The organism is Acinetobacter sp. B-6 (assembly GCF_056930735.1).
Genome location: NZ_JBXPBY010000004.1, coordinates 259,141 through 281,763, shown reverse-complemented (window position 1 = coordinate 281,763; position 22,623 = coordinate 259,141). Strand labels below are relative to the sequence as shown.

General features: G+C 37.5%; 20 protein-coding genes. 15 read left to right on the top strand and 5 right to left on the bottom strand.

Annotated features, from left to right (window positions below; all coding sequences use genetic code 11):
- Nucleotides 1-55 precede the first annotated feature (55 nt).
- Both rpoC and AC1Z3T_RS07410 read left to right on the top strand, forming a co-directional pair.
- Nucleotides 56-4,249: a DNA-directed RNA polymerase subunit beta' gene (gene rpoC / locus AC1Z3T_RS07415; RefSeq protein WP_004826243.1), complete on the top strand. Its 4,194-nt coding sequence runs from the start codon at nt 56-58 to the stop codon at nt 4,247-4,249.
- 84 nt (nt 4,250-4,333) lie between these two features.
- Nucleotides 4,334-4,888, top strand: coding sequence for a hypothetical protein (locus AC1Z3T_RS07410; protein WP_419320185.1), 555 nt, complete (start codon nt 4,334-4,336; stop codon nt 4,886-4,888).
- Between the two features lie 89 nt (nt 4,889-4,977).
- On the opposite strand, the gene AC1Z3T_RS07405 is transcribed toward AC1Z3T_RS07410, so the two are convergent.
- Nucleotides 4,978-6,342 (bottom strand): amino acid permease, encoded by a 1,365-nt coding sequence (locus tag AC1Z3T_RS07405; protein ID WP_004826246.1) that lies wholly within the window; start codon nt 6,340-6,342, stop codon nt 4,978-4,980.
- A gap of 266 nt (nt 6,343-6,608) precedes the next feature.
- Here AC1Z3T_RS07405 and AC1Z3T_RS07400 point away from each other — a divergent pair, with 266 nt between their 5' ends.
- On the top strand, nt 6,609-6,965 hold the full coding sequence (locus tag AC1Z3T_RS07400) for a hypothetical protein (protein WP_009584442.1): 357 nt from the start codon (nt 6,609-6,611) through the stop codon (nt 6,963-6,965).
- Between the two features lie 137 nt (nt 6,966-7,102).
- Here the strand turns inward: AC1Z3T_RS07400 and AC1Z3T_RS07395 are convergent, their stop codons facing one another.
- Entirely contained in the window at nt 7,103-7,591 is a 489-nt protein-coding gene (locus AC1Z3T_RS07395; protein ID WP_005035285.1) for a PaaI family thioesterase, read from the bottom strand.
- Nucleotides 7,592-7,711: 120 nt separating this feature from the next.
- On the opposite strand from AC1Z3T_RS07395, the gene AC1Z3T_RS07390 reads away from it, so the two are divergent.
- The 6 genes from AC1Z3T_RS07390 (at nt 7,712) to AC1Z3T_RS07365 (ending at nt 14,118) form a co-directional block, all read left to right on the top strand.
- On the top strand, nt 7,712-8,581 hold the full coding sequence (locus AC1Z3T_RS07390; RefSeq protein ID WP_100886335.1) for an alpha/beta fold hydrolase: 870 nt from the start codon (nt 7,712-7,714) through the stop codon (nt 8,579-8,581).
- Between the two features lie 130 nt (nt 8,582-8,711).
- A complete protein-coding gene (locus AC1Z3T_RS07385) occupies nt 8,712-10,127 on the top strand; it encodes a Na+/H+ antiporter family protein (protein ID WP_004826254.1) in 1,416 nt (471 codons plus the stop codon).
- A 386-nt stretch (nt 10,128-10,513) separates the two neighbouring features.
- Nucleotides 10,514-11,125 (top strand): OmpW/AlkL family protein, encoded by a 612-nt coding sequence (locus AC1Z3T_RS07380; RefSeq protein ID WP_009584462.1) that lies wholly within the window; start codon nt 10,514-10,516, stop codon nt 11,123-11,125.
- A gap of 161 nt (nt 11,126-11,286) precedes the next feature.
- Complete coding sequence (locus AC1Z3T_RS07375; RefSeq protein ID WP_009584443.1) at nt 11,287-11,628, top strand: lysozyme inhibitor LprI family protein; 342 nt, start codon at nt 11,287-11,289, stop codon at nt 11,626-11,628.
- A 93-nt stretch (nt 11,629-11,721) separates the two neighbouring features.
- Entirely contained in the window at nt 11,722-13,653 is a 1,932-nt protein-coding gene (gene htpG, locus AC1Z3T_RS07370; RefSeq protein WP_394893882.1) for a molecular chaperone HtpG, read from the top strand.
- A 60-nt stretch (nt 13,654-13,713) separates the two neighbouring features.
- Nucleotides 13,714-14,118, top strand: coding sequence for a hypothetical protein (locus AC1Z3T_RS07365; RefSeq protein ID WP_151798282.1), 405 nt, complete (start codon nt 13,714-13,716; stop codon nt 14,116-14,118).
- Nucleotides 14,119-14,198: 80 nt separating this feature from the next.
- Here the strand turns inward: AC1Z3T_RS07365 and AC1Z3T_RS07360 are convergent, their stop codons facing one another.
- Together AC1Z3T_RS07360 and AC1Z3T_RS07355 are read right to left on the bottom strand one after the other, a co-directional pair.
- Complete coding sequence (locus AC1Z3T_RS07360) at nt 14,199-15,350, bottom strand: hypothetical protein (protein ID WP_005035298.1); 1,152 nt, start codon at nt 15,348-15,350, stop codon at nt 14,199-14,201.
- Nucleotides 15,351-15,992: 642 nt separating this feature from the next.
- Nucleotides 15,993-16,694: a DsbA family oxidoreductase gene (locus tag AC1Z3T_RS07355; RefSeq protein WP_042089621.1), complete on the bottom strand. Its 702-nt coding sequence runs from the start codon at nt 16,692-16,694 to the stop codon at nt 15,993-15,995.
- A 177-nt stretch (nt 16,695-16,871) separates the two neighbouring features.
- On the opposite strand from AC1Z3T_RS07355, the gene AC1Z3T_RS07350 reads away from it, so the two are divergent.
- Both AC1Z3T_RS07350 and AC1Z3T_RS07345 read left to right on the top strand, forming a co-directional pair.
- Nucleotides 16,872-17,621 (top strand): hypothetical protein, encoded by a 750-nt coding sequence (locus tag AC1Z3T_RS07350; protein WP_139419984.1) that lies wholly within the window; start codon nt 16,872-16,874, stop codon nt 17,619-17,621.
- Nucleotides 17,622-17,665: 44 nt separating this feature from the next.
- Nucleotides 17,666-18,496: a DKNYY domain-containing protein gene (locus tag AC1Z3T_RS07345; protein WP_483396556.1), complete on the top strand. Its 831-nt coding sequence runs from the start codon at nt 17,666-17,668 to the stop codon at nt 18,494-18,496.
- A 118-nt stretch (nt 18,497-18,614) separates the two neighbouring features.
- On the opposite strand, the gene AC1Z3T_RS07340 is transcribed toward AC1Z3T_RS07345, so the two are convergent.
- On the bottom strand, nt 18,615-18,968 hold the full coding sequence (locus AC1Z3T_RS07340; protein WP_483396557.1) for a MerR family transcriptional regulator: 354 nt from the start codon (nt 18,966-18,968) through the stop codon (nt 18,615-18,617).
- A gap of 658 nt (nt 18,969-19,626) precedes the next feature.
- Here AC1Z3T_RS07340 and AC1Z3T_RS07335 point away from each other — a divergent pair.
- The 4 genes from AC1Z3T_RS07335 to AC1Z3T_RS07320 all read left to right on the top strand — a co-directional run bounded on the left by AC1Z3T_RS07335 (nt 19,627) and on the right by AC1Z3T_RS07320 (nt 22,575).
- Nucleotides 19,627-20,136, top strand: a complete 510-nt coding sequence (locus AC1Z3T_RS07335) for a hypothetical protein (protein WP_004826268.1) — start codon at nt 19,627-19,629, stop codon at nt 20,134-20,136.
- Between the two features lie 211 nt (nt 20,137-20,347).
- Nucleotides 20,348-21,451, top strand: a complete 1,104-nt coding sequence (locus tag AC1Z3T_RS07330) for a hypothetical protein (RefSeq protein ID WP_483396555.1) — start codon at nt 20,348-20,350, stop codon at nt 21,449-21,451.
- A gap of 4 nt (nt 21,452-21,455) precedes the next feature.
- Nucleotides 21,456-21,908: a hypothetical protein gene (locus AC1Z3T_RS07325; protein ID WP_483396554.1), complete on the top strand. Its 453-nt coding sequence runs from the start codon at nt 21,456-21,458 to the stop codon at nt 21,906-21,908.
- Nucleotides 21,901-22,575 carry a hypothetical protein gene (locus AC1Z3T_RS07320; protein ID WP_483396553.1) on the top strand — a complete coding sequence of 225 codons (675 nt, stop codon included), beginning with the start codon at nt 21,901-21,903 and terminating at the stop codon, nt 22,573-22,575. Before AC1Z3T_RS07325 ends, AC1Z3T_RS07320 begins: the two co-directional genes overlap by 8 nt.
- Nucleotides 22,576-22,623 lie beyond the last annotated feature (48 nt).

The window sequence follows — 22,623 nt, the reverse complement described above, 5'->3', positions numbered from 1 at the left end:
AATATTTGTGACCCAGCCGTAGAGAAAATGCCTCTTCGGCACACGGAGAAAAAAATTGAAAGACTTGCTCGATATCATGCGCAAAAAGACGGACTCAGACGGTCATGCTCCAGTAGAGTTTGATCGCATCCGTATTGGTCTTGCGTCACCAGAAATGATTAAGTCATGGTCTCACGGTGAAGTTAAAAAGCCAGAAACCATTAACTATCGTACGTTTAAGCCAGAACGTGATGGTTTATTCTGTGCCAAAATCTTTGGTCCAGTAAAAGATTACGAATGCTTGTGCGGTAAATACAAGCGTATGAAATACAAAGGCGTCATTTGTGAAAAATGTGGCGTTGAAGTAACAACTGCGAAAGTTCGTCGTGAGCGTATGGGTCACATCGAATTGGCTTCTCCTGTTGCTCATATTTGGTTCTTGAAATCATTACCAAGCCGTATCGGTTTACTTCTTGATATGACTTTGCGTGATATTGAACGTGTATTGTATTTCGAATCTTATGTGGTGACTGATCCAGGCATGACGCCAATGGAGAAGTACCAACTTCTTAATGATGAAGAATACTTTACTGCGTTAGAAGAACATGGTGATGAATTCAGCGCTAAAATGGGTGCTGAAGCAGTTCAAGACTTGTTGAAAGATATCGATCTTGAAGCTGAAATTTCTCGTTTACGTGAAGAAATTCCAAACACAACTTCAGAAACTAAGCTTAAAAAAGCGTCTAAACGTTTGAAGTTGATGGAAGCGTTCAAAGAGTCAAACAACAAGCCAGAATGGATGGTGATGAATGTACTTCCAGTACTTCCACCTGATCTTCGTCCGTTAGTACCGCTTGAAGGTGGTCGTTTTGCGACTTCTGACTTGAACGATCTTTACCGTCGTGTGATTAACCGTAACAACCGTTTAAAACGTCTTCTTGACCTTGCTGCGCCAGACATTATCGTACGTAACGAAAAACGTATGTTACAAGAGTCTGTCGATGCATTGTTAGACAACGGTCGTCGTGGTCGTGCGATTACAGGTTCGAACAAACGTCCGCTTAAATCTTTGGCTGATATGATCAAAGGTAAACAAGGTCGTTTCCGTCAAAACTTACTTGGTAAGCGTGTTGACTATTCAGGTCGTTCGGTGATTACCGTAGGTCCATCATTACGTTTGCACCAATGTGGTCTTCCAAAGAAAATGGCACTTGAATTATTCAAGCCATTCATTTTTGCGAAATTACAAGCTTCAGGTCAAGCAACAACTATTAAAGCTGCGAAGAAAATGGTTGAGCGTGAAACACCAGAAGTATGGGACGTTCTTGCATCTGTAATTCGTCAGCATCCTGTTATGTTGAACCGTGCGCCAACACTTCACCGTTTAGGTCTTCAAGCATTTGAACCTATCTTGATTGAAGGTAAAGCGATTCGTTTACACCCACTCGTATGTGCTGCGTTTAACGCCGACTTCGATGGTGACCAAATGGCGGTTCACGTACCATTAACACTTGAAGCTCAGTTAGAAGCTCGTGCGTTAATGATGTCGACAAATAACATCTTGTCACCTGCAAATGGTGAGCCAATCATCGTACCTTCTCAGGACGTTGTATTGGGTCTTTACTACATCACACGTGATGCAGTAAACGCCAAAGGTGAAGGCATGGTGTTTGCGGACACACATGAAGTAAACCGTGCACTTGCGACAGGTCAAGTTGATTTACATGCTCGTGTTAAAGCGCGTGTACACCAAACAGTGATTGATGACAACGGTAACCGTGAACATCAAACTATTGTTGTAGATACAACACCGGGTCGTTGCTTACTTTGGGAAGTTGTTCCTGAAGGTATGGATTTCCAACAAATCAACGTAGAGATGACCAAGAAAAACATCTCTAAATTGATTAACTCTTGCTACCGTAAATTAGGTTTGAAAGATACTGTTATCTTTGCTGACCAATTGATGTACTTGGGCTTCCGTCAAGCAACACGTTCAGGTGTTTCTGTGGGTATGGAAGACATGTTGATTCCACCACAAAAGCAAGCAATTATTGAAAAAGCTGAAGTTGAAGTTCGTGAAATTGAACAACAATTCGAGCAAGGTTTCGTAACTGCTGGTGAGCGTTATAACAAAGTTGTCGATATTTGGGCGCGTACCAACGACCAAGTTGCAAAAGCGATGATGGATAACTTGTCATTCACAACTGTTAAAAATAAACAGGGTGAAGATGAGAAGCAAAAATCATTCAACAGTATCTACATGATGTCTGACTCTGGTGCCCGTGGTTCGGCAGCTCAGATTCGTCAGCTTGCAGGTATGCGTGGTTTGATGGCTAAACCAGATGGTTCGATCATTGAAACACCGATTAAAGCAAACTTCCGTGAAGGTTTGACAGTACTTCAGTACTTCATTTCAACACACGGTGCGCGTAAAGGTTTGGCAGATACAGCACTTAAAACTGCGAACTCGGGTTACTTAACACGTCGTCTTGTCGACGTAGCACAAGATTTGGTCATTACTGAGCCAGATTGTGGTACTTATGACGGTCTTGTAATGACTCCATTCATTCAAGGTGGTGATGTCATCGAGAACTTAGGTGCTCGAGTATTGGGTCGTGTACTTGCTGAAGATGTCAAGAAACCAGGTACAGATGATGTCCTTCTTCCACGTAACACATTGATCGACGAGAAACTTGCAACGTTCCTTGAAGATAACGGTGTTGACGAAGTTAAAGTACGTTCAGTTGTAAACTGTGCTTCAACATTCGGTGTATGTGCGAAATGTTATGGTCGTGACTTGGCTCGCGGTCACTTGGTGAATCCAGGTGAATCTGTTGGGGTTATGGCTGCACAATCAATTGGTGAACCTGGTACACAGTTAACCATGCGTACATTCCACGTGGGTGGTGCTGCAAGCCGAACTTCTGCTGCAAACAGTGTTCAAGTACGTAACAAAGGTACAGTTCGTTTCCATAACGTTAAAACTGTTCAACATGCCAAAGGTCATTTGGTATCTGTTTCACGTTCAGGTGAAATCGGTATTGCGGATGACTTAGGTCGTGAGCGTGAACGTTATAAACTTCCATACGGTGCGTCGATCTTGATCAAAGATGGTCAACCTGTAGAAGGCGGCGGTATTGTTGCAACTTGGGATCCGCATACACATCCATTGGTAACAGAAGTTGCTGGTAAAGCACGTTTCAGTCAAATTGCTGATGGTGTAACTGCAACATCGAAAACTGATGATGCAACAGGTATGACGACTGTTGAAATCTTACCTGTAACAGCTCGTCCTGCTTCTGGTAAAGATTTACGTCCTGCAATCGTGTTGGATACAACCGATGGCGGCGAACAGTTCTACTTCTTGCCACAAAATACAATCGTGACTGTTCGTGATGGCGAAACGATTGGTGTGGGTGATGTCATTGGTCGTGTACCACAAGAAACTTCACGTACTCGTGATATTACCGGTGGTCTGCCACGTGTAGCTGACTTGTTCGAAGCGCGTAAGCCGAAAGAGCACGCAATCCTTGCTGAAATTTCAGGTGTTGTAAGCTTTGGTAAAGAAACCAAAGGTAAGAACCGCTTAGTGATTACACCAGATGATGGCTCTGAAATTTATGAAGAGTTGATTCCTAAATGGCGTACCATTAACGTGTTTGAAGGTGAGCATGTGAACCGTGGTGAAACCATTTCTGATGGTCCACAGAACCCACATGACATCTTACGTTTGAAAGGTGAAGTTGCATTAACCAACTACATCGTGAACGAAGTTCAAGACGTTTACCGCTTACAAGGTGTAAAAATCAACGATAAGCATATCGAAGTGATCGTGCGCCAAATGTTGCGTAAAGTTGACATTACTGATGGCGGCGATACAAGCTTCATCAAAGGCGAACAAGTGGATTACATCCGCGTTGTGGGCGAAAACCAAGCGGTATTGGCTCAGAACAAGTTCCCTGCGAAGTATGAACGTCAATTGATGGGTATTACCAAAGCATCGCTTTCTACTGATTCGTTCATCTCTGCTGCATCGTTCCAGGAAACCACACGTGTGTTAACTGAAGCGGCTGTAACAGGTAAAGAAGATGATTTACGTGGCTTGAAAGAAAACGTTGTTGTAGGTCGCTTGATTCCAGCAGGTACTGGTCTTGCATACCACTTAGAACGTCGTCGTCAAGAAGCAGAAGCTGCTGAGCATGAGCTTGTAAATGACTTCTCCGAAGTTGATCAAGCATTCTCTCAGGCTTTAAACGAAGATTCTTTCTAAGTTAAACAGCTTTTGAAATGAAGAAGACGCCTCAGGGCGTCTTTTTTTATATAATCAAAAAATGGAAATTAAAATCAATCTAGAATGAAAATAAATACTGTAGTGAAGACCTTAACTTTGATGACGATTTGTCCATTATTGTTCATGATGTTGCTGCCTGCACCTGCATTGGAACATGGTTGGCAAATTGATATGATGCAATGGATCAATCAATTTTTAAAAATTCAAAGTACCACCACAGGTGAGTTAGAACAATTTAGCCTGTTTGTTAAGACCTACCTGAGCTTGCTGTGTCCACTGTGGGCGTTACTGATTATTTATGCGATAGATAAAGACGAGAAAGTTGAGCAACCTAAACTCAATCAGTTTAAACCTTTAGATGCGGTGATCATTTTTGCTTGTTTCTCATTTTGCATTGGCTTTGCAACGATACTGAGCCTATGGCATTTAAATCCTTCATTGGTGTCTATCCGTGTTAAAAACAGTTATTTATTTCGAGTTTTGTATGAATACAAATTGGGAATTATTTTGGCTGAACTGTTTTACTTTGGCATTCTCCTTTTAGCACTGACAGGGATTATAGGTGTTCTATTTGCAATCATCATCAATATCAAACAACGATTAATGTACAAGTCGTAATGATAAATTTTAATAAATCGCAGAACTAAGGGAGCAAAAAAACCGCTGGAATTCAGCGGTTTTAAGTTCAGTGAAATCCAAATTTTTATTTATGAAGATCGTGGTTTCACCCAGAGTTGATAAGCAACAGCCAATAAGGCAAGCCAAATCGCACCAACATAAAGTGCAGGACGTGAGGCTGGAAAATAACCAATCATAGCAATGACAAAGACCATAAATGCTGTGGCTAAAATCGGTGCAACAGGCCATCCAACTACAGGGAAATCGAGCTTTTTAATTTCTTCAGCACTGAGTTTTTTCCGCATACCAAACTGGGCTAATAAAATCATTAACCACACATAAACAGTTGCAAATGTTGCAATCGAGGCAATGATTTCAAAAACATTTTCAGGAATCAGGTAATTTAAGAGCACCCCAACCAAAAGCACGCTTGCCATGACGATTACGGTCATAAACGGTACGCCATTTCTTGATGTTTTGGCAAAACTTGCTGGCGCTTTGCCTTTAATTGCCATGCCATACATCATTCGCCCAGCACCAAAAACATCACTGTTAATTGCAGAAACAGCAGCAGTAATCACCACAATGTTTAGAACGGCAGCCGCTGATTTGATCCCTAGGCTTTCAAATATTTGCACAAATGGACTGCCATGAGAACCGATTTGATTCCAAGGAAAAATCGACATCAGTACAAAAATAGTCAATACATAGAATAGGATGATGCGAAAAGGAACAGCATTGATGGCTTGAGGTATTGCCACTTTAGGATCTTTGGTTTCTCCAGCAGTCACACCAATGATTTCTATACCACCAAATGCAAAAACAACTACAGAAAAGCAGGCAATAAAACCAGCAATACCATTGGGAAAGAAACCGCCATGTGTCCAAAGGTTCGATATACCTGAACTAAATTCAGTATGTGGAATATGTAAACCGTAGAGCATGATGCCAAAACCACCCAAAATCATGGCAATAATGGCAGTGACCTTAACGATGGATAACCAAAATTCCAATTCACCATAGACTTTGACATGGATCAGGTTAATCGCACCCAAAAAGAAAATTAGAGACAGAATCCAAACCCAACGTGCAACATCGGGAAACCAAAACCCCATGTAAATTCCAAAGGCAGTGACATCGGCGATCGCAACAATGACCATCTCAAAGACATAGGTCCAACCTGTGGTAAAACCTGCAAATGGACTGATATATTCAGAAGCGTAATGACTAAAAGAATCTGAAACAGGATTATGGACAGCCATTTCACCTAGTGCACGCATCACAATATAAATTGCAATGCCTGCAATCATATAAGCCAGTAGTACAGATGGACCTGCTTGCTGTATAGCTGAGGCTGAACCGTAGAATAAACCTGTGCCAATAGCAGAACCTAAAGCAAGGAAACGGATGTGGCGGGTATTGAGTCCCCGTTTTAAAGTGGAAGTTTGTGACATGATAAGCTCCAGTCTTAGCTATAGTTTATAGGAGCTTGATAACGAGTTCATGCTTTTATCCGTAAAATAAGCAATTTACCTTCCATGAATGCACCATGTGTAGCGATTGGATCAAAGCTTAAGTCATTGCCGAGTGTTAAACAAAGTTACAAATGGATGCAATAAAGCAATCATTTCCTCACGAATTTATCTTTACTTTCCATGAGATAATTTCAAGTGGAAGAGCTGTTTGATTGACTTTTTGTAATAACAGAAGGAATAAGAGCATGAAAAAGCAAATAATGACCATAATGTGTGTGGCTTTACCTATCGTGATGCTGACAGGTTGTGAAAACATGTCTGCAAATGATAAGCGTATCGGTTCCGCAGCGCTTGGTGGTGCTGTTGGTGGTGGCTTAGGTAATCATGCAGGTAATGGTATTGGTGCGGCTGTCGGTGCTGGTGGTGGCGCGGCTGTAGGAAGCAAGGCAAGTAATGGTTCAAATCGCAACGCAACTTATAGTGGTGTTGGTGCAGGTATTGGTTCAGTGATTGGTAAAGGTATTCTAGGTGGTGATGCTGGTGCTGCAATTGGTGGTGCAATCGGTGGTGGCGCAGGTGCAGCCATTGAGCAAAACAAATAACTCACTCAATGAACGATAAAAACGCTATGGTGTATTGATTCAGCATAGCGTTTTTTTATTTCTATCGTTTATATTTAACTTATTTAGTAGACCATTAAGCATGTTTAAACGATATTGAAGATCATGCACTAAAGTCATTAACGTTTTAACGGATGTGGATTCTTACGACGGATATAAACGGTTTTTTGTACTTCAGCAATTCGTAACCCTGAATCATCAAAAATATTTAATGTGTAGTTACGATACACAGGCTTATAGTTCTGTGCCAGATCTTTAACATGTTCGATTTCAGCAGCATCCAATCGAATATCGGCATAAACCGTACTGCGTCCGGGTGATAGAAAATTAATGCTCGCAGCTTTGTCCCACACCATGTATTTAGGACCAAGGTGATGCATCAAAAGAAGCATATAAAATGGGTCGACCATCGAATATAAACTGCCACCAAAGTGAACCCCAACAATGTTTTGATTGTTGCGTGTCAGTGGCATTTTGACCCGAATATGATAGTTTTTCAGATCAATTTTTTCGATTTCAATTCCTGCACCTTTGTATGGAGAAAAATGATTCAACATAAATCTAGATACAAATGGAATTGTCTGTAGTTTCTTGATTAGCGCATTCATGGTCAATTCTAGTTATCTATTTTTCAACCATAATAAAGAACTCAAGGCAAAGTGGCATTGATCGAAATGCCCTCTAGAGCGAAATCATAGCCAATGGTGAAAACAATAAAAGGTGACTCAATGCAAGCGCAAACTTATTGGATCTCGACGCAGGATAAGCAAAAACTTTATGCAAAAACATGGGGGAATGCTGAAAACCCCGCGTTGGTCTTGGTGCATGGTTATCCTGATAATCAGGAAGTTTGGGAACCGATTATAGAGCAATTGATTTCACAATTTTATATTGTGACCTATGATGTTCGTGGCGCAGGGCAATCCTCTATTCCAAAACGTATCCGTGATTATGCTTTACCGCGGTTATCGCTAGATTTGGAATGTGTGGTCAATGAATTACTGCCCGAACGTCAGTTTCATTTAGCTGCCCATGACTGGGGGTCAATTCAATCTTGGGAGTCGGTTACTGAAACAAAATTTAAAAATCGTATTTTGTCTTATACCACCATGTCGGGACCATGTTTAGATCATGCCGCATTTTGGATGCGTGAGCAGTTTTTACATGAAAAACCTAAATTTTTTAAACAATTATTGAAATCTTGGTACATTGTTGCTTTTCAACTTCCTATTATTGCACCTACCGTCTGGCATTTTTTCAGTCCACAGCGTTGGGGTGCAATTTTAGCGCAATTGGAGAAGACAAAGGATCTACCTTTAAACTCAAATATTGCGAAAGATGGTGAACATGGTATTGGGTTATATCGCGCTAATTTTTTACCACGTTTAGCGCGTCCACGTCAGCGTTTTGCGATCTGCCCTGTGCAAGCAGTGGTTCTTTTAAAAGATAAATTTGTCAGTCCCGCGTTGATTGATGAAGTGCCAAAGTGGGCGACTGAATTTGAACGTGTTGAGGTTAATGCAAATCACTGGGCGGTACTGAGTCGATCTCAAGAAATTGCACAATATATTCAAGAATTTGCACTGAAAAATAATTAAAAGCTGATACCCTGAATCGAGGTGATCAATACTGGTTACCTCGTTATTTCGCCATCAATTGGATGAATTTACAGCTTCACTGATATGAATCTGATAAAATATCGCCTTTCAAATTTTCGTAAATTTCTCTATGAATGCTGTCGTTATTGCGATTGCCGTGATGTTTATTTTATCACTGGCACGAGTTTCTGTTGTTTTAACATTGGTCATTTCAGCAATTATAGGTGGTTTGGTCGCAGGTTTAAGCTTAGCTGACACTGTTCAAGCATTTAATGCGGGCTTGGGTGATGGTGCTGAAGTGGCATTGGCATACGCTGTATTAGGTGCTTTTGCTTTGGCATTGTCCAAGTCAGGATTACCTGATTTATTGGCACACAAGTTAATTGGTCTGTTGGGGATGGAAGCGACTCAAAAACAAGCAACAAAAGTAAAATTTTTACTGTTGGGAATTTTGTTGATTGCCGCTATTTGTTCGCAAAACTTGATTCCTGTCCATATTGCTTTTATTCCAGTACTGGTTCCACCATTATTAAAAGTAATGAACCATTTAAAACTTGATCGCCGTGCGGCAGCATGTGTCCTGACATTAGGGTTAGTTGGAACTTACATTTTCCTTCCTGTTGGTTTTGGTGCGATTTTCTTAGAGCAAATTTTGATGGGTAACATCAATAAAATCGGAGCAGCATATCAACTTCATGTAGAACGAAGCATGATGCCTATCGGGATGGCAATTCCTGTGCTTGGCATGGTGATCGGCACTTTGGTTGCAGTATTTATCAGTTACCGTAAACCTCGTCTATATGTTGATCGTGATGTTGCACCCATCACCACCATTGATTTAGACAAACCGCTTCGTGCAGTCAATGTGGAAGAACTCAAAGCAGATGGTATTGCTTTAGAACAGCAAGCCAAACAAGCCCCTGTAATTGCAACGAAAACCATTTTAATGGCTTTGTTGGCAATCGTTTTAACGCTGATCTCGCAACTGTATTCTGGTTCAATGATTCTTGGGGGATTGGTTGGTTTTGCTGTATTGTCTGCGGCAGGAATTTTTAAATGGCAAGAAGCGGATGATGTTTTTGTGCAAGGTATGCGCATGATGGCATTGGTCGGTTTTATCATGATTTCTGCTGCTGGATTTGCCTCAGTTATGACGCATACAGGAGATATCAATCATTTGGTCAATGGTGTGGTACATCTGATCGGTGATAATAAAGCTTTGGCGGCATTTTTAATGCTGTTCATTGGTTTATTTGTGACAATTGGAATCGGTTCATCTTTCTCAAGCGTTCCTGTGCTTGCAGTGATTTATGTGCCATTGTGTGTGCAATTTGGTTTTTCGCCACTGGCAACGGTCGCACTCATCGGTACTGCGGCAGCGCTTGGTGATGCGGGTTCTCCTGCCTCAGACTCTACACTCGGACCTACAGCAGGTTTAGGAGTGGATGGGCAGCATGATCATATTTGGGATACTGTTGTACCTACATTTATCCATTTTAATATTCCTTTATTGGTCTTTGGCTGGATTGCAGCTATGGTTTTATAGATTGTTATAGCGAATATTTGAGGCTGTTTATGATGCAATCTAAACAGCTTTTTTTTTACTTATAAGTATTTTATGATTCAAAGTTTGATTTTTAACCAATGCAAAAAAGTAGAATGGTTCTTATCTTTCAATAAATTTTAAATATAACATGTATTTTGTATGCATTACTAATTTATAATAATAAACTGATTATTTTGTGAAAAAATGCTCAATAATCTTGATTAATTTGGTCGGTTTTTAAAACCAACTATTTTAATATGATTAAAATAAATTTATCTATATAACAATTACTTAAAAATAAAGATTATTTTTGTGTTTAAATAGATGTTGCAAAATAATTAATACCTATGTTTAATGTTAATTAATAACAACGCGGGGTATTTATAATGTTAAAGCAACTTGCTCTTATTACATTAATGGGAATTTCTTCTGCTTCATTTGCAGACTGGCAAGTCAAAGTTGGTGGTTCGGTGATTTCACCTACTCAAGACACCAATGTTGCAGGTGTTGGTACTGTGAAAGCTGATCATGAATATGCTTTTACACCATCTGTAGAATATTTCTTTGGTGAAACACCATTTTCAGCTGAGCTTTTGTTAGCTGCACCGATCAGCCATGATGTAAATTTGGATGGTGAAAAAGCAGTTAAACTTAAACATTTACCACCAACTGTTACTTTTAAATATAACTTTAAAAACTCAACACGTTTTACACCATACATTGGTGTAGGTGGTACAGCATTTGTTGCGTGGGATGAAGAATCAACTGGCGCATTAACTGGCACGAAAGTAAAAGTGAAAGATGACTTTGGTTTTGCTGGTCAAATTGGTTTTAATTTCCAACCAGCCGATGCGAAAAACTGGGGTGTTTTCTTTGATGCACGTTATGCGCAACTTAGCCCAGAAGTGAAAGTGACTGCGGGTGGCGCAACTGCTGCAAAATTTGACTTAGATATTGATCCAGTAATCTACACTTTAGGTTATAGCTATAGATTCTAAGTAGATACATTAAAAAGCTCGGTACATACCGAGCTTTTTATTTTTAAACCGATCATTTTTTGTTTGAAACAAGAAACCATAAAAAATAGTCATTTTTGACTATATAACAATGTACAAAATCAATTTAATCTAAAACTCATCACTTTATTTTTTGAATGAATATGAAATTACGAATTCCAATAATATTTTTACTTAGCAGCGGCATTTCAATTACTCATGCAGCCAGTTTTAACTGTGATCACGCCCAAACCAAAACAGAGCATCGTATCTGCGAACAACGCAGTCTAAATGATGCAGATGTTAAAATGGCGACAACCTACAACATTATCCGAAAATTAGTTCCTATGGGAACACGTGGAGTCATTCAAGACCAACAAGTGAAATGGTTACAACTGCGTAATCAATGTCAGGATAATGTGCGTTGTTTGACTGATGCATATCAAATGCGACAACAAAAACTTGAGACTTATATGAATCGAGTCTATGAACAGGGTCCATTTTAAAAAAAATTTGGTTTTACTATTGAAATATGCTTAAACCACTCCATTTCATACAGCATTCGATAAAAAAGCGTTATGAATTTACGGAGTGATTTTATGAGCGAACAGAACGTACAACAAAATTCAAAAAAGCACAGCTTCCAAGCAGAAGTGGCTCAGCTTTTACATTTAGTGACGCATTCACTGTATTCAAATCCTGAAATTTTCCTGCGTGAATTGATTTCTAATGCCTCAGATGCATGTGATAAATTGCGTTTTGAAGGAATTAATCATCCAGAATTTTATGAAAATGATCCGAACCTACACGTACGTGTCAGTCTAGACAAAGATGCGAAAACCATTACGATTTCAGACAATGGGATTGGTTTAAGCCAACAAGAAGCCATCGATAACTTGGGTACGATTGCCAAGTCTGGAACCAAAGACTTTATGTCTAAGCTGTCTGGTGATCAAAAAGCCGATGCACAGTTGATTGGTCAATTCGGTGTTGGTTTTTATTCAGGCTTTATTGTTGCAGACAAAATCACAGTTGAATCTCGCCGTGCGGGTCTGGATGCATCTGAAGGTGTCCGTTGGATCAGTGGTGGAACGGGTGATTTTGAAGTCGCTCAAATTGATAAGGCTTCACGTGGAACAGATATCATCTTGCATTTACGTGATGATGCTCTGGACTATTTAGAAACCTATAAAGTAAAACAAATTATCAATAAATATTCTGATCATATCAGTTTGCCAATCGAAATGCAGAAAGAGGTATGGCAGGAAGAAGAAGCGGTTGAAGGCGAAGAGAAAAAGCCTGGTCAATACGTTAAAACGGATGAATGGGAAGCCATTAACTCTGCAAGCGCATTGTGGACACGCAGTAAAGGCGACATCACAGAAGAGCAGTATGTTGAGTTTTATAAGAACCTGACACATGATTTCGAAGCACCACTTGCATGGGCACACAATCGTGTTGAAGGAAGTACGGAGTATACCCAACTACTTTATATTCCAAGCAAAGCACCAAGCAATATTTTCACACGTGAAGCGAAAGCTGGCATTAAATTGTATGTAAAACGCGTGTTTATTATGGATGATGCAGATAATTTGATTCCAAACTATCTCCGTTTTGTGCAAGGTGTTGTAGATAGTGCAGATCTTCCATTAAATGTCAGTCGTGAACTTCTACAAGAAAGTCGTGATGTGAAAACCATTCGTGAAGGTAATACACGCCGTGTTTTAACCACATTAGATGCTTTGGCGAAATCTGAAGATGAAGCAGATCAAGAAAAGTTCAAAACTTTCTATGCTGAATTTGGCTCAGTGATCAAAGAAGGTCTGGGTGAAGACTTTGGTAATCGTGAAAGAATTCTTAAACTTTTACGCTTCTCTACATCGACCAATGATGATGTTTCAACTTCATTGGAAGCATATAAAGCACGTATGAAAGAAGGGCAAAAGGCGATTTATTATGTGACTGCGGATAGCCTTGCTGCTGCTAAAAACTCACCACAATTAGAATTGTTCCGTAAAAAAGACATTGAAGTGCTATTGATGGCAGATCGTGTTGATGAATGGGCAATGGAATTTGTACATGAGTTTGATGGCACACCGATGCAGAATGTCGCAAAAGGAGCTGTTGATCTCGGTGACTTACAAGATGCTGAAGAGAAAAAGGCACTTGAAGCCGCGGCTGAGCAATTCAAGCCCGTGGTTGAGAAACTATCAGATTCTTTAAAAGCCAAAACTAAAGAAGTGCGTGTAACGACTCGTTTAGTCGATTCACCTGCATGTTTAGTCACTAGCGAAGGTGAGCTTTCTCCACAATTGATTCGTATGTTGAAGCAAGCAGGGCAGGCTGTCCCAGAATCTAAACCAATTTTGGAAATTAACCCAGAACATCCTTTGGTGAAAAAATTGGATGGTTCTGCGCAGTTTGATGATCTAGCCAATGTGATTTTCGATCAAGCGGTAATCGCAGAAGGCGGTTTACCAGATGATCCTGCTGAGTATGTAAAACGTATCAATAATTTATTATTGAAATAAATCGTTGTTGTTTTTCAGAAAGCCTATCTTTAAGATAGGCTTTTTGTTGAAAAATATAAAATGATCAAACTTAAAAGAATTCAATTGATCAGCGGTTTAGTCTTGAGCTCTACCCTGATAACCTCAGTATCCGCATATGAACTTCCTGCTGTTGAAAAACGCCGTGCCAATACTACAGATTTATCTGTACACAATGCGATGTTTCTAAGACAAGGCACTGAAACTTCTGTATTGGGAATATTAAAAAAAAGTGGGAAAAACTATGAATTGGCGAGCTCGGATGGTCAACGTGGTGGTTCATTTCCAATAGCTGTGCATCCAAGTCTTAAAATAGATGATGATTTAGTGGGAAAAGAAGTCCGAGCGATTGGACGTATGACTTATGAAACGATGTCGATGCCGAATTCAATTGAAACTTTATATAGTTTTAAATTAGAACTTTATACTATAGAAGCCATACGCTAGTGCGGATCAACAGACTTGTCTCAAGCGAAGTGGATAAGTAAGAACTTATCCACAGTTGCGTTTAAATATTCATCTAATGCTTAAAATAACGCTTCTAAACGAACCAAGGCACTTGGAAAGTGGCTACGGTCTTCGCGACGGTCATTAAAATAATTTAAATCACCTTGGACATAGAACCATTCACGCCAAACAGGTTGTCGCCAAGAGATAAACGGTCCCCAACTGTTCAGTTTAAGGTCATTATTATTATAATAACCTCCAGTATAAATACCGTAGTTAAAACGATTGTTTTTAAAGAATTGATGTTGACGATAGGTGCGGTTATCCCAAGTTAGATCATCGTCTTGTTCATCGGCATAGGTCAGATAAAATTGGTTGGAAATAAACGGCTGATTTGGTCGTGCGTGAGTCAATTCTAAGTTGGTTCTTAGGTAGTTCTCACTGTCGATCCCATAACGATAAATCTGTTCAGCGTGGAAGGTAAAATCATTTCCCAAAGACCAGTCTCTTTGTGCTTTTAAGCGCGCATAAACATCATCACCTGAACGGATACCTAAGTCTGCATCTAAATCAAAGGGCAAACGTTTTGACAGTTGTGACCAACGGAGTGCAATCGAACTATTATCATCTCTGATTTGTTTACCATCGATTCTTTTGTTTGGATCACCATCCGAATGATTATTTGAAATCGCAATATTGTTGGCAATTTCATCATCTAATGAATCATCACCAAAAACCACACTTAAACGATTTTCTAAGGTAGGGAGTTTAATCTTACCTCGGATACGTGGATTTACATCATAGCCATCATGCTTATTCCACTGATTATCAACCAGAATACGTAATGTTGCAGTTGCAGGGCGAGTTGGGTCAGTTTCTCCAAACCATCCATCCATTTTATTGGCTGTACGATCTACCCAATCGCTGAGTTTTTTCTGCTTTTTATCCGCCCATGTCTGGTCTTCTGTGGCTTGTGTTGGAGGCACAATGACTTGATCAGATTGTTCAGGAAAAATCGTTGGTGTTGAGTCAACGATTTTTGGAATATAGTTGAGTAAGCCTTTTTCCTCTGCCTCAATCGAAGATAATGATTTGCTTGAGTCAGCTTTCTTTGCATCGACATTGGCATCGAGACTATGATTTAGCTCTGCAAAAGCAGAATTCCCCAAAAGACCACCTAATAATAAGGCATAAGGTAATTTTGAGAAAATTAACGATGGAATTTTCTTCATATGCATACTTTCTTAAACGTTGAGTCATTCAGTTTTTAATTTTCAACATCACTATGCCTGAAAAAAACAGTAAATTTCAATTCAATACTGAGAATAGGTACAAAAAACATAAAGTATTGATAAATGAAGTGTATAAATCAAAGGGCAGAACCATGCAAAAAGTACATTTCATCAGTAAAACTGATTATTAATTAAAAATGAAGGATTTATTTTGAATATATTTTAAAGTAGGAAAAATCACTTCAATGCCTAAAAATTATTCAGGATTGTGGATAACTTTGTTTTTATCCTCAAGTGATATTTTATCTGGTGATATACAAAAAAGCCTCCCAAAGGGAGGCTCTTCTGTCTTATAAAATAAGAAAAAATAAGAAACTACAGCGCAAGAATTTCGTGGAAACGAAAAATATGTGCTGATCATAATCTAAGAAAAAAAGTCTGAATAGTTGCTTTTTTGCAACGCTGTATTGCAAAAATGACACGTAAATATATCTAAAAAGTCAATTCAAAATAAGTAATCGAAATGTTTGATAATATTGTGCTCTTAGATACTAACTTATTTTACTTTTCAAATAATGAATATTCAACTTTGATCTAAATATATTGAAGAACTCCATTTGAAGAGTTCTTCAATATTGCTATTTATTTATTCGGTACATCACAAGCGTCATCATTGCAGACAGGAGCATCTTGTTGTTCAACATCTTCATCACTTGCAGTTTCCAGTGCTTTTTGTAAGACCTGAACAAATACTTCACGAGGTTGAGCACCTGCAAGAGCAACACGTTGATCAAATACAAAGAATGGTACACCTGTGACTTTCAATTGCTCATGGGCAACTTGCTCGTCAAATTTTACAAAGTCGGCATATTCTTCAGAGTCCAATACATCATCGACTTCTACAGGGTTCAAACCTATACGTGATGCTACATCTTCAATGGTTTCACGTTCACCGATCGGTAAGCCTTGTGTCATATAACTATAGAAAAATGCTTCTTCCGCTTCTGAACCAAGTCCTTTGCTTTGTGCAAGATGGATGATGCGATGGGCGTTAAATGTATTGCCTGAGTTGGCATTTTCCCAATTAAATTGAATGCCTTCCTCGAGTGCCATGGTTGCAATATTACGTTGCATGTCTTCAACTTCTGCAATAGTACGACCATATTTTTGCGCAAGACGTTCTGAGTTTGAAATTTCTTGGCGTGGTGGCGCATCTGGATCAAGTTCAAAACTATGCCAATGGACTTCAAGTTCGATACCTGCTTGTTCTGCCGCTGCTTCTAAACGTTTTTTACCGATATAACAGAATGGGCAAACTACATCTGACCAAATATCTACGCGCATAGGAAATCTCTACAATCTAATTACTGCTTATGATGGGGTCCAGTAAGGAAAATTTAAAGTCAAATTTTGATCATCAAAAGTAGACTACGTTATTTATCATAATTTTGTAGAAATAATATACAGAAATGAGTTGCTTAGGATATTCTAAGATATCTATAACATGGTTTGGAGACTGGTATGCGTCGAATTTTGATCGTGTTCGGTATCATTTTTCTGGCAATTATTGGATTTTTCTACTACGACCATACTTCAATCAAAAATGAAGAAGCAAATCGACAAGCATTCGATATGGTCATGACCGACAAGATGCGCCAACTTTCAGAGCAAGCACAAGATCGCGCTAAGCCTGTCAATATTGATATTCACGATGCTCGATTAAAAGGTGACTATAAAATTTTGTCAGAGTTCTTGCTTAAATATTGGATCAAGAATATTGATACACGAAATGCTTATTTAAATCAGCTTGCAGCGGCTAAGTGGGACCATTTTTTAGATGTAAATCGTTTGGATGCAGACCGTAAGCAAAATTATCTTGAAACCACTCAGATGCTAGGAACTGTGCGTCAAGCCATGCAACAATATCAACAAAACAATATGAAAAATAAAAACGAGGCGCTTGCTGAATTAAAAAAATCTACTTTACGTAAAGATTTGAAAAAACCTTTACAAGATAAACTTGAACAAAGTGCACAACTTGATCCTGAAAATGCGTTGATTTTAAATGAATTACAAATTTTAGGAAAAGCTGAGACCATGTTTGACATGCTGAAAAAATATCAATGGCAGAAACAAGGCAATCAAATTTTGTTTAAAGAAGATGCCCAGGTCAAACAGTTTAACCAGTTATATCAAGACGTTCTTAAACTAAATAGTCAGATCAATCAGAAAAAGGAACAGAATGCTGAGGTGTTACAAGAAGCTTTGTGAACTCAATAAATAGAATTGGATCAATAAGAAATATAAAACGATGGATGTCTATTGCAATATTTATACTGCTATTGGTTGGTGGCATAAGTTATGTCTATCAGACGCCATTTTTGGTTAAACAAGACTGCAAAAGTGTTGCATTATATCGTTATCATTTTGGTATCTATCAAATTGATCGTGATCCAATTCTTGGTTTTGATCGTTATAAAAAGGTTTATGGCTGGAAACAGTTTTTAGGTATAGCAGCCATTCTCTGTGCTGAACAAATTGAGTACGACAAATGTGCTAGCGAAGAGAAGCAAGCAGCCTTGAATGCCGAGCAGGAAAATAAACAATGGGTCCATGTACGGGATAATTTATATGTTAATGCTCATCATCAATTGGCATTAAAGTTTCCCTACGCAAATCGTTGCAGCCATTTATTCTCTGAACATGTTCAGCCCAGCAAGAGTCTGTCTATGTTTAGCGATCGTTTTTATACACATTTCGGTTTCGGTGGGGATAACGAGCTTTCATTGACAGGAACAATTGATAGCTCGACATTTAAGAGATTAAACCCTTCCAACTTTTATCAAGATAAACGTCATGTTTATCGTTATTTCAACATGCTTGATGGTGGTAATTTTTCTATTTTGGAAGATGCAGATCCAAAAACCTTTAAGTTATTAGGCGATTGCTATGCTAAAGATCACCATCATATTTACGAAGAACGTTTTGGTCAGCTTAAGGATGCTGATTATGCCACTTTTAAAAGTGGCGCTGATGTTGGATGTGTCGCAAAGGATAAAAATGGTTATTGGTTTTGGGATGAGCGAAAATCTTGGGATGATTTGGATTCTGGAGAAAGAGAACGGGTCAGCGTGCTTGAACATTGAAAGTGTAAGTAATGCGATCAATACAGTCATTGATGTATTGATCAGTTTATTTCAATCAAATAACGAATGATCTGAGCGCAATAAAATGAGTGAAAGTGAGTTTTAGAAAATTATATTCTTACTCAACCTTTCCCATGATTAGAAAAGATTTTAATAAGTCTTCTGATTGTTTTAGCTTGGAAATTTTCTCTGAAATATTCTTTAACTCCATGTTTAATGCGTATTTGGCAATTGGACATAAAGTAAATTTTTCCTCACCCAAGTCAAAACAGGGCAGTAAAAGTTTAATGTCTTTTAGATGCATTCCAGCATCGTTGAGCACTTTAATTTTATGAATATCTTCAATATCTTTTTGACTATAAAAGCGATAATGATTTGCTGTTCGTAGAGGATGAATTAATCCTAATTCTTCATAATAACGGAGCATACGAGGACTGATTTGAGTCAGTGCAGCAACTTTAGCAAGGTTCATCATATACCTCTTGACTGTAACAGTACTGTTTGAGTTTATCGTCAATACACTGACCAAACAAGCTGAAGCAATGATGGACTTTGAACAGAAGCAACAACTGATCTGAAAATCTTTTCAATATATTGAATATCGGTGATCTAGATTAAAGAGTACTTGAGCCATATACAGAAGATATTGAATTATTTTTCCTAAATTTGGACGACATCATGGAAAAGAATCAATTCAAATATTTGCTGAATGATTATCCATATCGCCTCAGATAGGCAGACCATCTATATTCCAATAATATTTATCGGCTTAGAATGCTGTTTTTTGACTAAGCCAAGACGTTTATAAAAGTCGATGAATGAAAATTATAAGCCTAAGGTTATTGAATATTTTAGTTGATTGATCACTTGAAAATGAAAATTTATAAATCTTAAAGATGCCAAAAAATACAACATCTCTCAGTAAAATATAAATGATGGCTTTTTTATTTAGAATGTTCAGTAAGAAAATATATATGTTTTTTAATAAGAAAATTAAACGTCGTTACCGTTTATCTGAGCTTTAGTGAATCCAACTTTAAATTGTTATAGCCTATTTAATAGACAATATTCAACATTTAAAAATCATTTTATTGTATTGATAATCTGATTTATTTTTTTAGGTGAAATGTATGAACTTTATCAAAGTTTCTATACTTGCAACGGCATTGTCTGTTTGGTTACCCACTGTACAGGCGGAAGAAGTTGCGTCATTGCCGACAATTAAAGTGATGGCAGATTCTGAGCTTCGTCAGGAAGCGGTAGGTGTTACGCCTTATCAAGAAAACAAAGCTGTGCGTAGAGCATTGCAACATCAAGTTATTAAAAAAGAGAACGAAATTCAAAACTATAGTATTGGCGATAATATCGGTGTATTGGATATTCAGCCTAAAGCGCCTGAACCTAATTTTAATCAAATTCCTTCAGCATTACTCAGAGAATATGTGTTAGCTGTTGCAAATGGTTTACAGTCTTCTGACCCGACTACAGGTTTATTTACCATGATTGAACCACTTTCAATGGGTATGAACCGTGATAAAGCTTTGGAAGCTGTTCGTAATGGAACGTTTCAGTTGAATTTTGATAAAGCACGTTTAGACTTGATGTTAGGTGATAAGTGGCAAAGTGGTCTGCCTAAATAATCAATATAACAGTGTTCTAAATATATGTTGAAGCCAATCTGTTGATTGGCTTTTTGTATTGATAAACTCTAATTAAAAATTAGTGAAAGATTTAGAGAATAAAACTTATGAGATATACGACAAATAATGACGTAACTAATTGTTTCGTATATTACTCTGCATAAATTATTTTGTATTATCTGAGTGAACATTTTGATATAAGGAGCTAATTATGCCACAAGAATTACCATCAGCAGATTTTTTACGTGAAGAAATAGCTTCACAGATTGATTTAGCCATAGAAAGAACTATGTCTGTTAAAGAATTTCAAAAAATTTTCAAGCAAATAGGTAGGAAATTAAGTGCTAGGAAAATGGAGGATTTTGCAGGTAAGCTTGGTGATGTATATGATACTGATAAATTATATACTCTTTTTTTGAAAATTAGAGAAACTGTTACTAATCATTTACTTTACGATGATAAATTCATTACTCTTTATCATAATGTTGAAAATCTTGATCATTTAGAAAAACAACTAAAAACTATTTTCGAAAGTTACGAAACTGATGTAAACAAGGAAGCAGAAGCAAACAAGCAAATTTTCTTTCCAAAAAATCGTGTAGATTTAAGAGAAGATGACACGGTGATTTTATATCAATATTTACAAGTTAGAGAACTGACTGTTAGAGAGGAAATAGATCCTGATGAGTTGAAGGACGATTTGGGTGATTATTTTAGTCAAATTTATGGCTTGAAAACTGATTTAATAACATGCTTCGATTCAATTATTATAGATCTGGAGCGAAATTTATTTATTGTTATGATTGATTTAGCTAGTATTCTACCGAAGAATGAATTAAATGTTATTCAGAACAATTTCACTAATTTTATAAAAAAACAACTAGGGGCTACTTTAGTTTTAGGCAATAGTTTAGAAGAAAAAATTTTGAACCTTTTTCCATGTATTCAAGCATTTTATGATGAACAAATTGATGATCGAAGTGGGGTCACTGAAATTTATTTTAAAACTACCGAAGGCACTGCACATCATGAAAAATTGAATAAAAATAATGCTGATATAAGAAAAAATTTATATCATGAATCTGGAGTAAATGGTTTAAAAAATACTACTATTAATGGTATAAAACTAGATGAGACTATAACTCCTTATAGAATTAGCAAGAAATATTACGATAGGGACATAGAAGTTTCATTAAATAGTAGTTATCATGCCTTAAGTAGTGGTGATCAATTGTTGTACAGCACATTTGTTTATGGCTCTAGATCTTATGAGGATATTGAGTTCGTAATAAATAAATTACTTAATTTAAGGTAATTTTATGGAACGCTCTGTTTATGTTGAACAAATTAAGTGTTTGATTCAAGAGCAACTAGAATTTGCTCCAACTGAAATGCTATCTGCTTGTTTAAGCTTAATTGATTATATTTCAGTTGGACCTCAATATAAAAAACACTTAACTTTCAGTGAATTATATAATAGTATAAATGCGCCTATATCTAAGAATATTTTTATTAACTCAGTTTTTTATTTAACAAGAGAGGATATAAATGTTTTAAATCAAAAGTTTGAAATATTTAATCCTAGATTTGGCAGATATGAAGAGTTAGAAGATGAAGAAGATATTCTTGAGCTTATTGAGGCTATTGAAGCTAATGACTATTTTAATCCATTAACTGGATCTACCTTAACAAAAGAAGATTTTAAAAAACAGGTATTAACTTTTTTTTCAATTTCACCTCAATTTGAAAGAACGGTGAATCTTGATGGCTGATTTCTCATTAGATGACTTAGATATAACTGATTCACATGTTCTTAAGATGATTAAACGTAGAAAACCTAAGAATTATGAAAGTTTTGTAGAAACTTTATATGAGGATATTGACTCTATTATTTCAGATATATCTGATGCTAGGAAATACATAAGGCAGAAATATCAGAATCTAGATTCTGCTCATTTGAAAATATTTGAAGACGATATGAATATTCAAATTGTTAATGGTTTGAAGCAATTATCTTATTCAGCTTGTCATGATAAATATCGAAATGGTCATGTTGATATACATGTTGAAATTGATGGTAAGCCATATAAGTGGCTAGGGGAGTCCAAAATTTGGACAGGATTATCTTGGATTCACCACGGTTTCAAACAATTGATTGATGATTACTCTACAGGCGAAGAAAATGAGTGTTGTGGGGGAATTATCATTTATGCTGTAGATACTCTATTGTCAACTAACACGATGTTAGAAAGTTGGGCATCATTTTTGTTTGAACAAAGTAATAATGAAGATGATTCTAATTTTAAAGATTTTATATCATGGTCAAATTACCCATCAACTAATAGAAATAGCTTCTTTAGTAGTCAAATTCATCCACACTCAGGGTTACCAGATTATAAAATTAGGCACTTGATAGCAAACTTTAGAAGTAATCGATAAAAATCCCCGCAATAAGCGAGGATTTTTTTCGAGGTGTTTTAATTAAAA

What these genes read in the sequence shown, in the direction of transcription:
- AC1Z3T_RS07335 (WP_004826268.1), top strand. Translation starts at nt 19,627, where the DNA reads ATGAACTTTATCAAAGTTTCTATACTTGCAACGGCATTGTCTGTTTGG.
- AC1Z3T_RS07320 (WP_483396553.1), top strand. Translation starts at nt 21,901, where the DNA reads ATGGCTGATTTCTCATTAGATGACTTAGATATAACTGATTCACATGTT.
- AC1Z3T_RS07340 (WP_483396557.1), bottom strand. Translation starts at nt 18,968, where the DNA reads ATGAACCTTGCTAAAGTTGCTGCACTGACTCAAATCAGTCCTCGTATG.
- AC1Z3T_RS07405 (WP_004826246.1), bottom strand. Translation starts at nt 6,342, where the DNA reads ATGTCACAAACTTCCACTTTAAAACGGGGACTCAATACCCGCCACATC.
- AC1Z3T_RS07365 (WP_151798282.1), top strand. Translation starts at nt 13,714, where the DNA reads ATGATCAAACTTAAAAGAATTCAATTGATCAGCGGTTTAGTCTTGAGC.
- AC1Z3T_RS07325 (WP_483396554.1), top strand. Translation starts at nt 21,456, where the DNA reads ATGGAACGCTCTGTTTATGTTGAACAAATTAAGTGTTTGATTCAAGAG.
- AC1Z3T_RS07380 (WP_009584462.1), top strand. Translation starts at nt 10,514, where the DNA reads ATGTTAAAGCAACTTGCTCTTATTACATTAATGGGAATTTCTTCTGCT.
- AC1Z3T_RS07410 (WP_419320185.1), top strand. Translation starts at nt 4,334, where the DNA reads ATGAAAATAAATACTGTAGTGAAGACCTTAACTTTGATGACGATTTGT.
- AC1Z3T_RS07345 (WP_483396556.1), top strand. Translation starts at nt 17,666, where the DNA reads ATGTCTATTGCAATATTTATACTGCTATTGGTTGGTGGCATAAGTTAT.
- AC1Z3T_RS07330 (WP_483396555.1), top strand. Translation starts at nt 20,348, where the DNA reads ATGCCACAAGAATTACCATCAGCAGATTTTTTACGTGAAGAAATAGCT.
- AC1Z3T_RS07350 (WP_139419984.1), top strand. Translation starts at nt 16,872, where the DNA reads ATGCGTCGAATTTTGATCGTGTTCGGTATCATTTTTCTGGCAATTATT.
- AC1Z3T_RS07385 (WP_004826254.1), top strand. Translation starts at nt 8,712, where the DNA reads ATGAATGCTGTCGTTATTGCGATTGCCGTGATGTTTATTTTATCACTG.
- AC1Z3T_RS07360 (WP_005035298.1), bottom strand. Translation starts at nt 15,350, where the DNA reads ATGAAGAAAATTCCATCGTTAATTTTCTCAAAATTACCTTATGCCTTA.
- AC1Z3T_RS07355 (WP_042089621.1), bottom strand. Translation starts at nt 16,694, where the DNA reads ATGCGCGTAGATATTTGGTCAGATGTAGTTTGCCCATTCTGTTATATC.
- htpG (WP_394893882.1), top strand. Translation starts at nt 11,722, where the DNA reads ATGAGCGAACAGAACGTACAACAAAATTCAAAAAAGCACAGCTTCCAA.
- AC1Z3T_RS07375 (WP_009584443.1), top strand. Translation starts at nt 11,287, where the DNA reads ATGAAATTACGAATTCCAATAATATTTTTACTTAGCAGCGGCATTTCA.
- AC1Z3T_RS07400 (WP_009584442.1), top strand. Translation starts at nt 6,609, where the DNA reads ATGAAAAAGCAAATAATGACCATAATGTGTGTGGCTTTACCTATCGTG.
- AC1Z3T_RS07395 (WP_005035285.1), bottom strand. Translation starts at nt 7,591, where the DNA reads ATGAATGCGCTAATCAAGAAACTACAGACAATTCCATTTGTATCTAGA.
- AC1Z3T_RS07390 (WP_100886335.1), top strand. Translation starts at nt 7,712, where the DNA reads ATGCAAGCGCAAACTTATTGGATCTCGACGCAGGATAAGCAAAAACTT.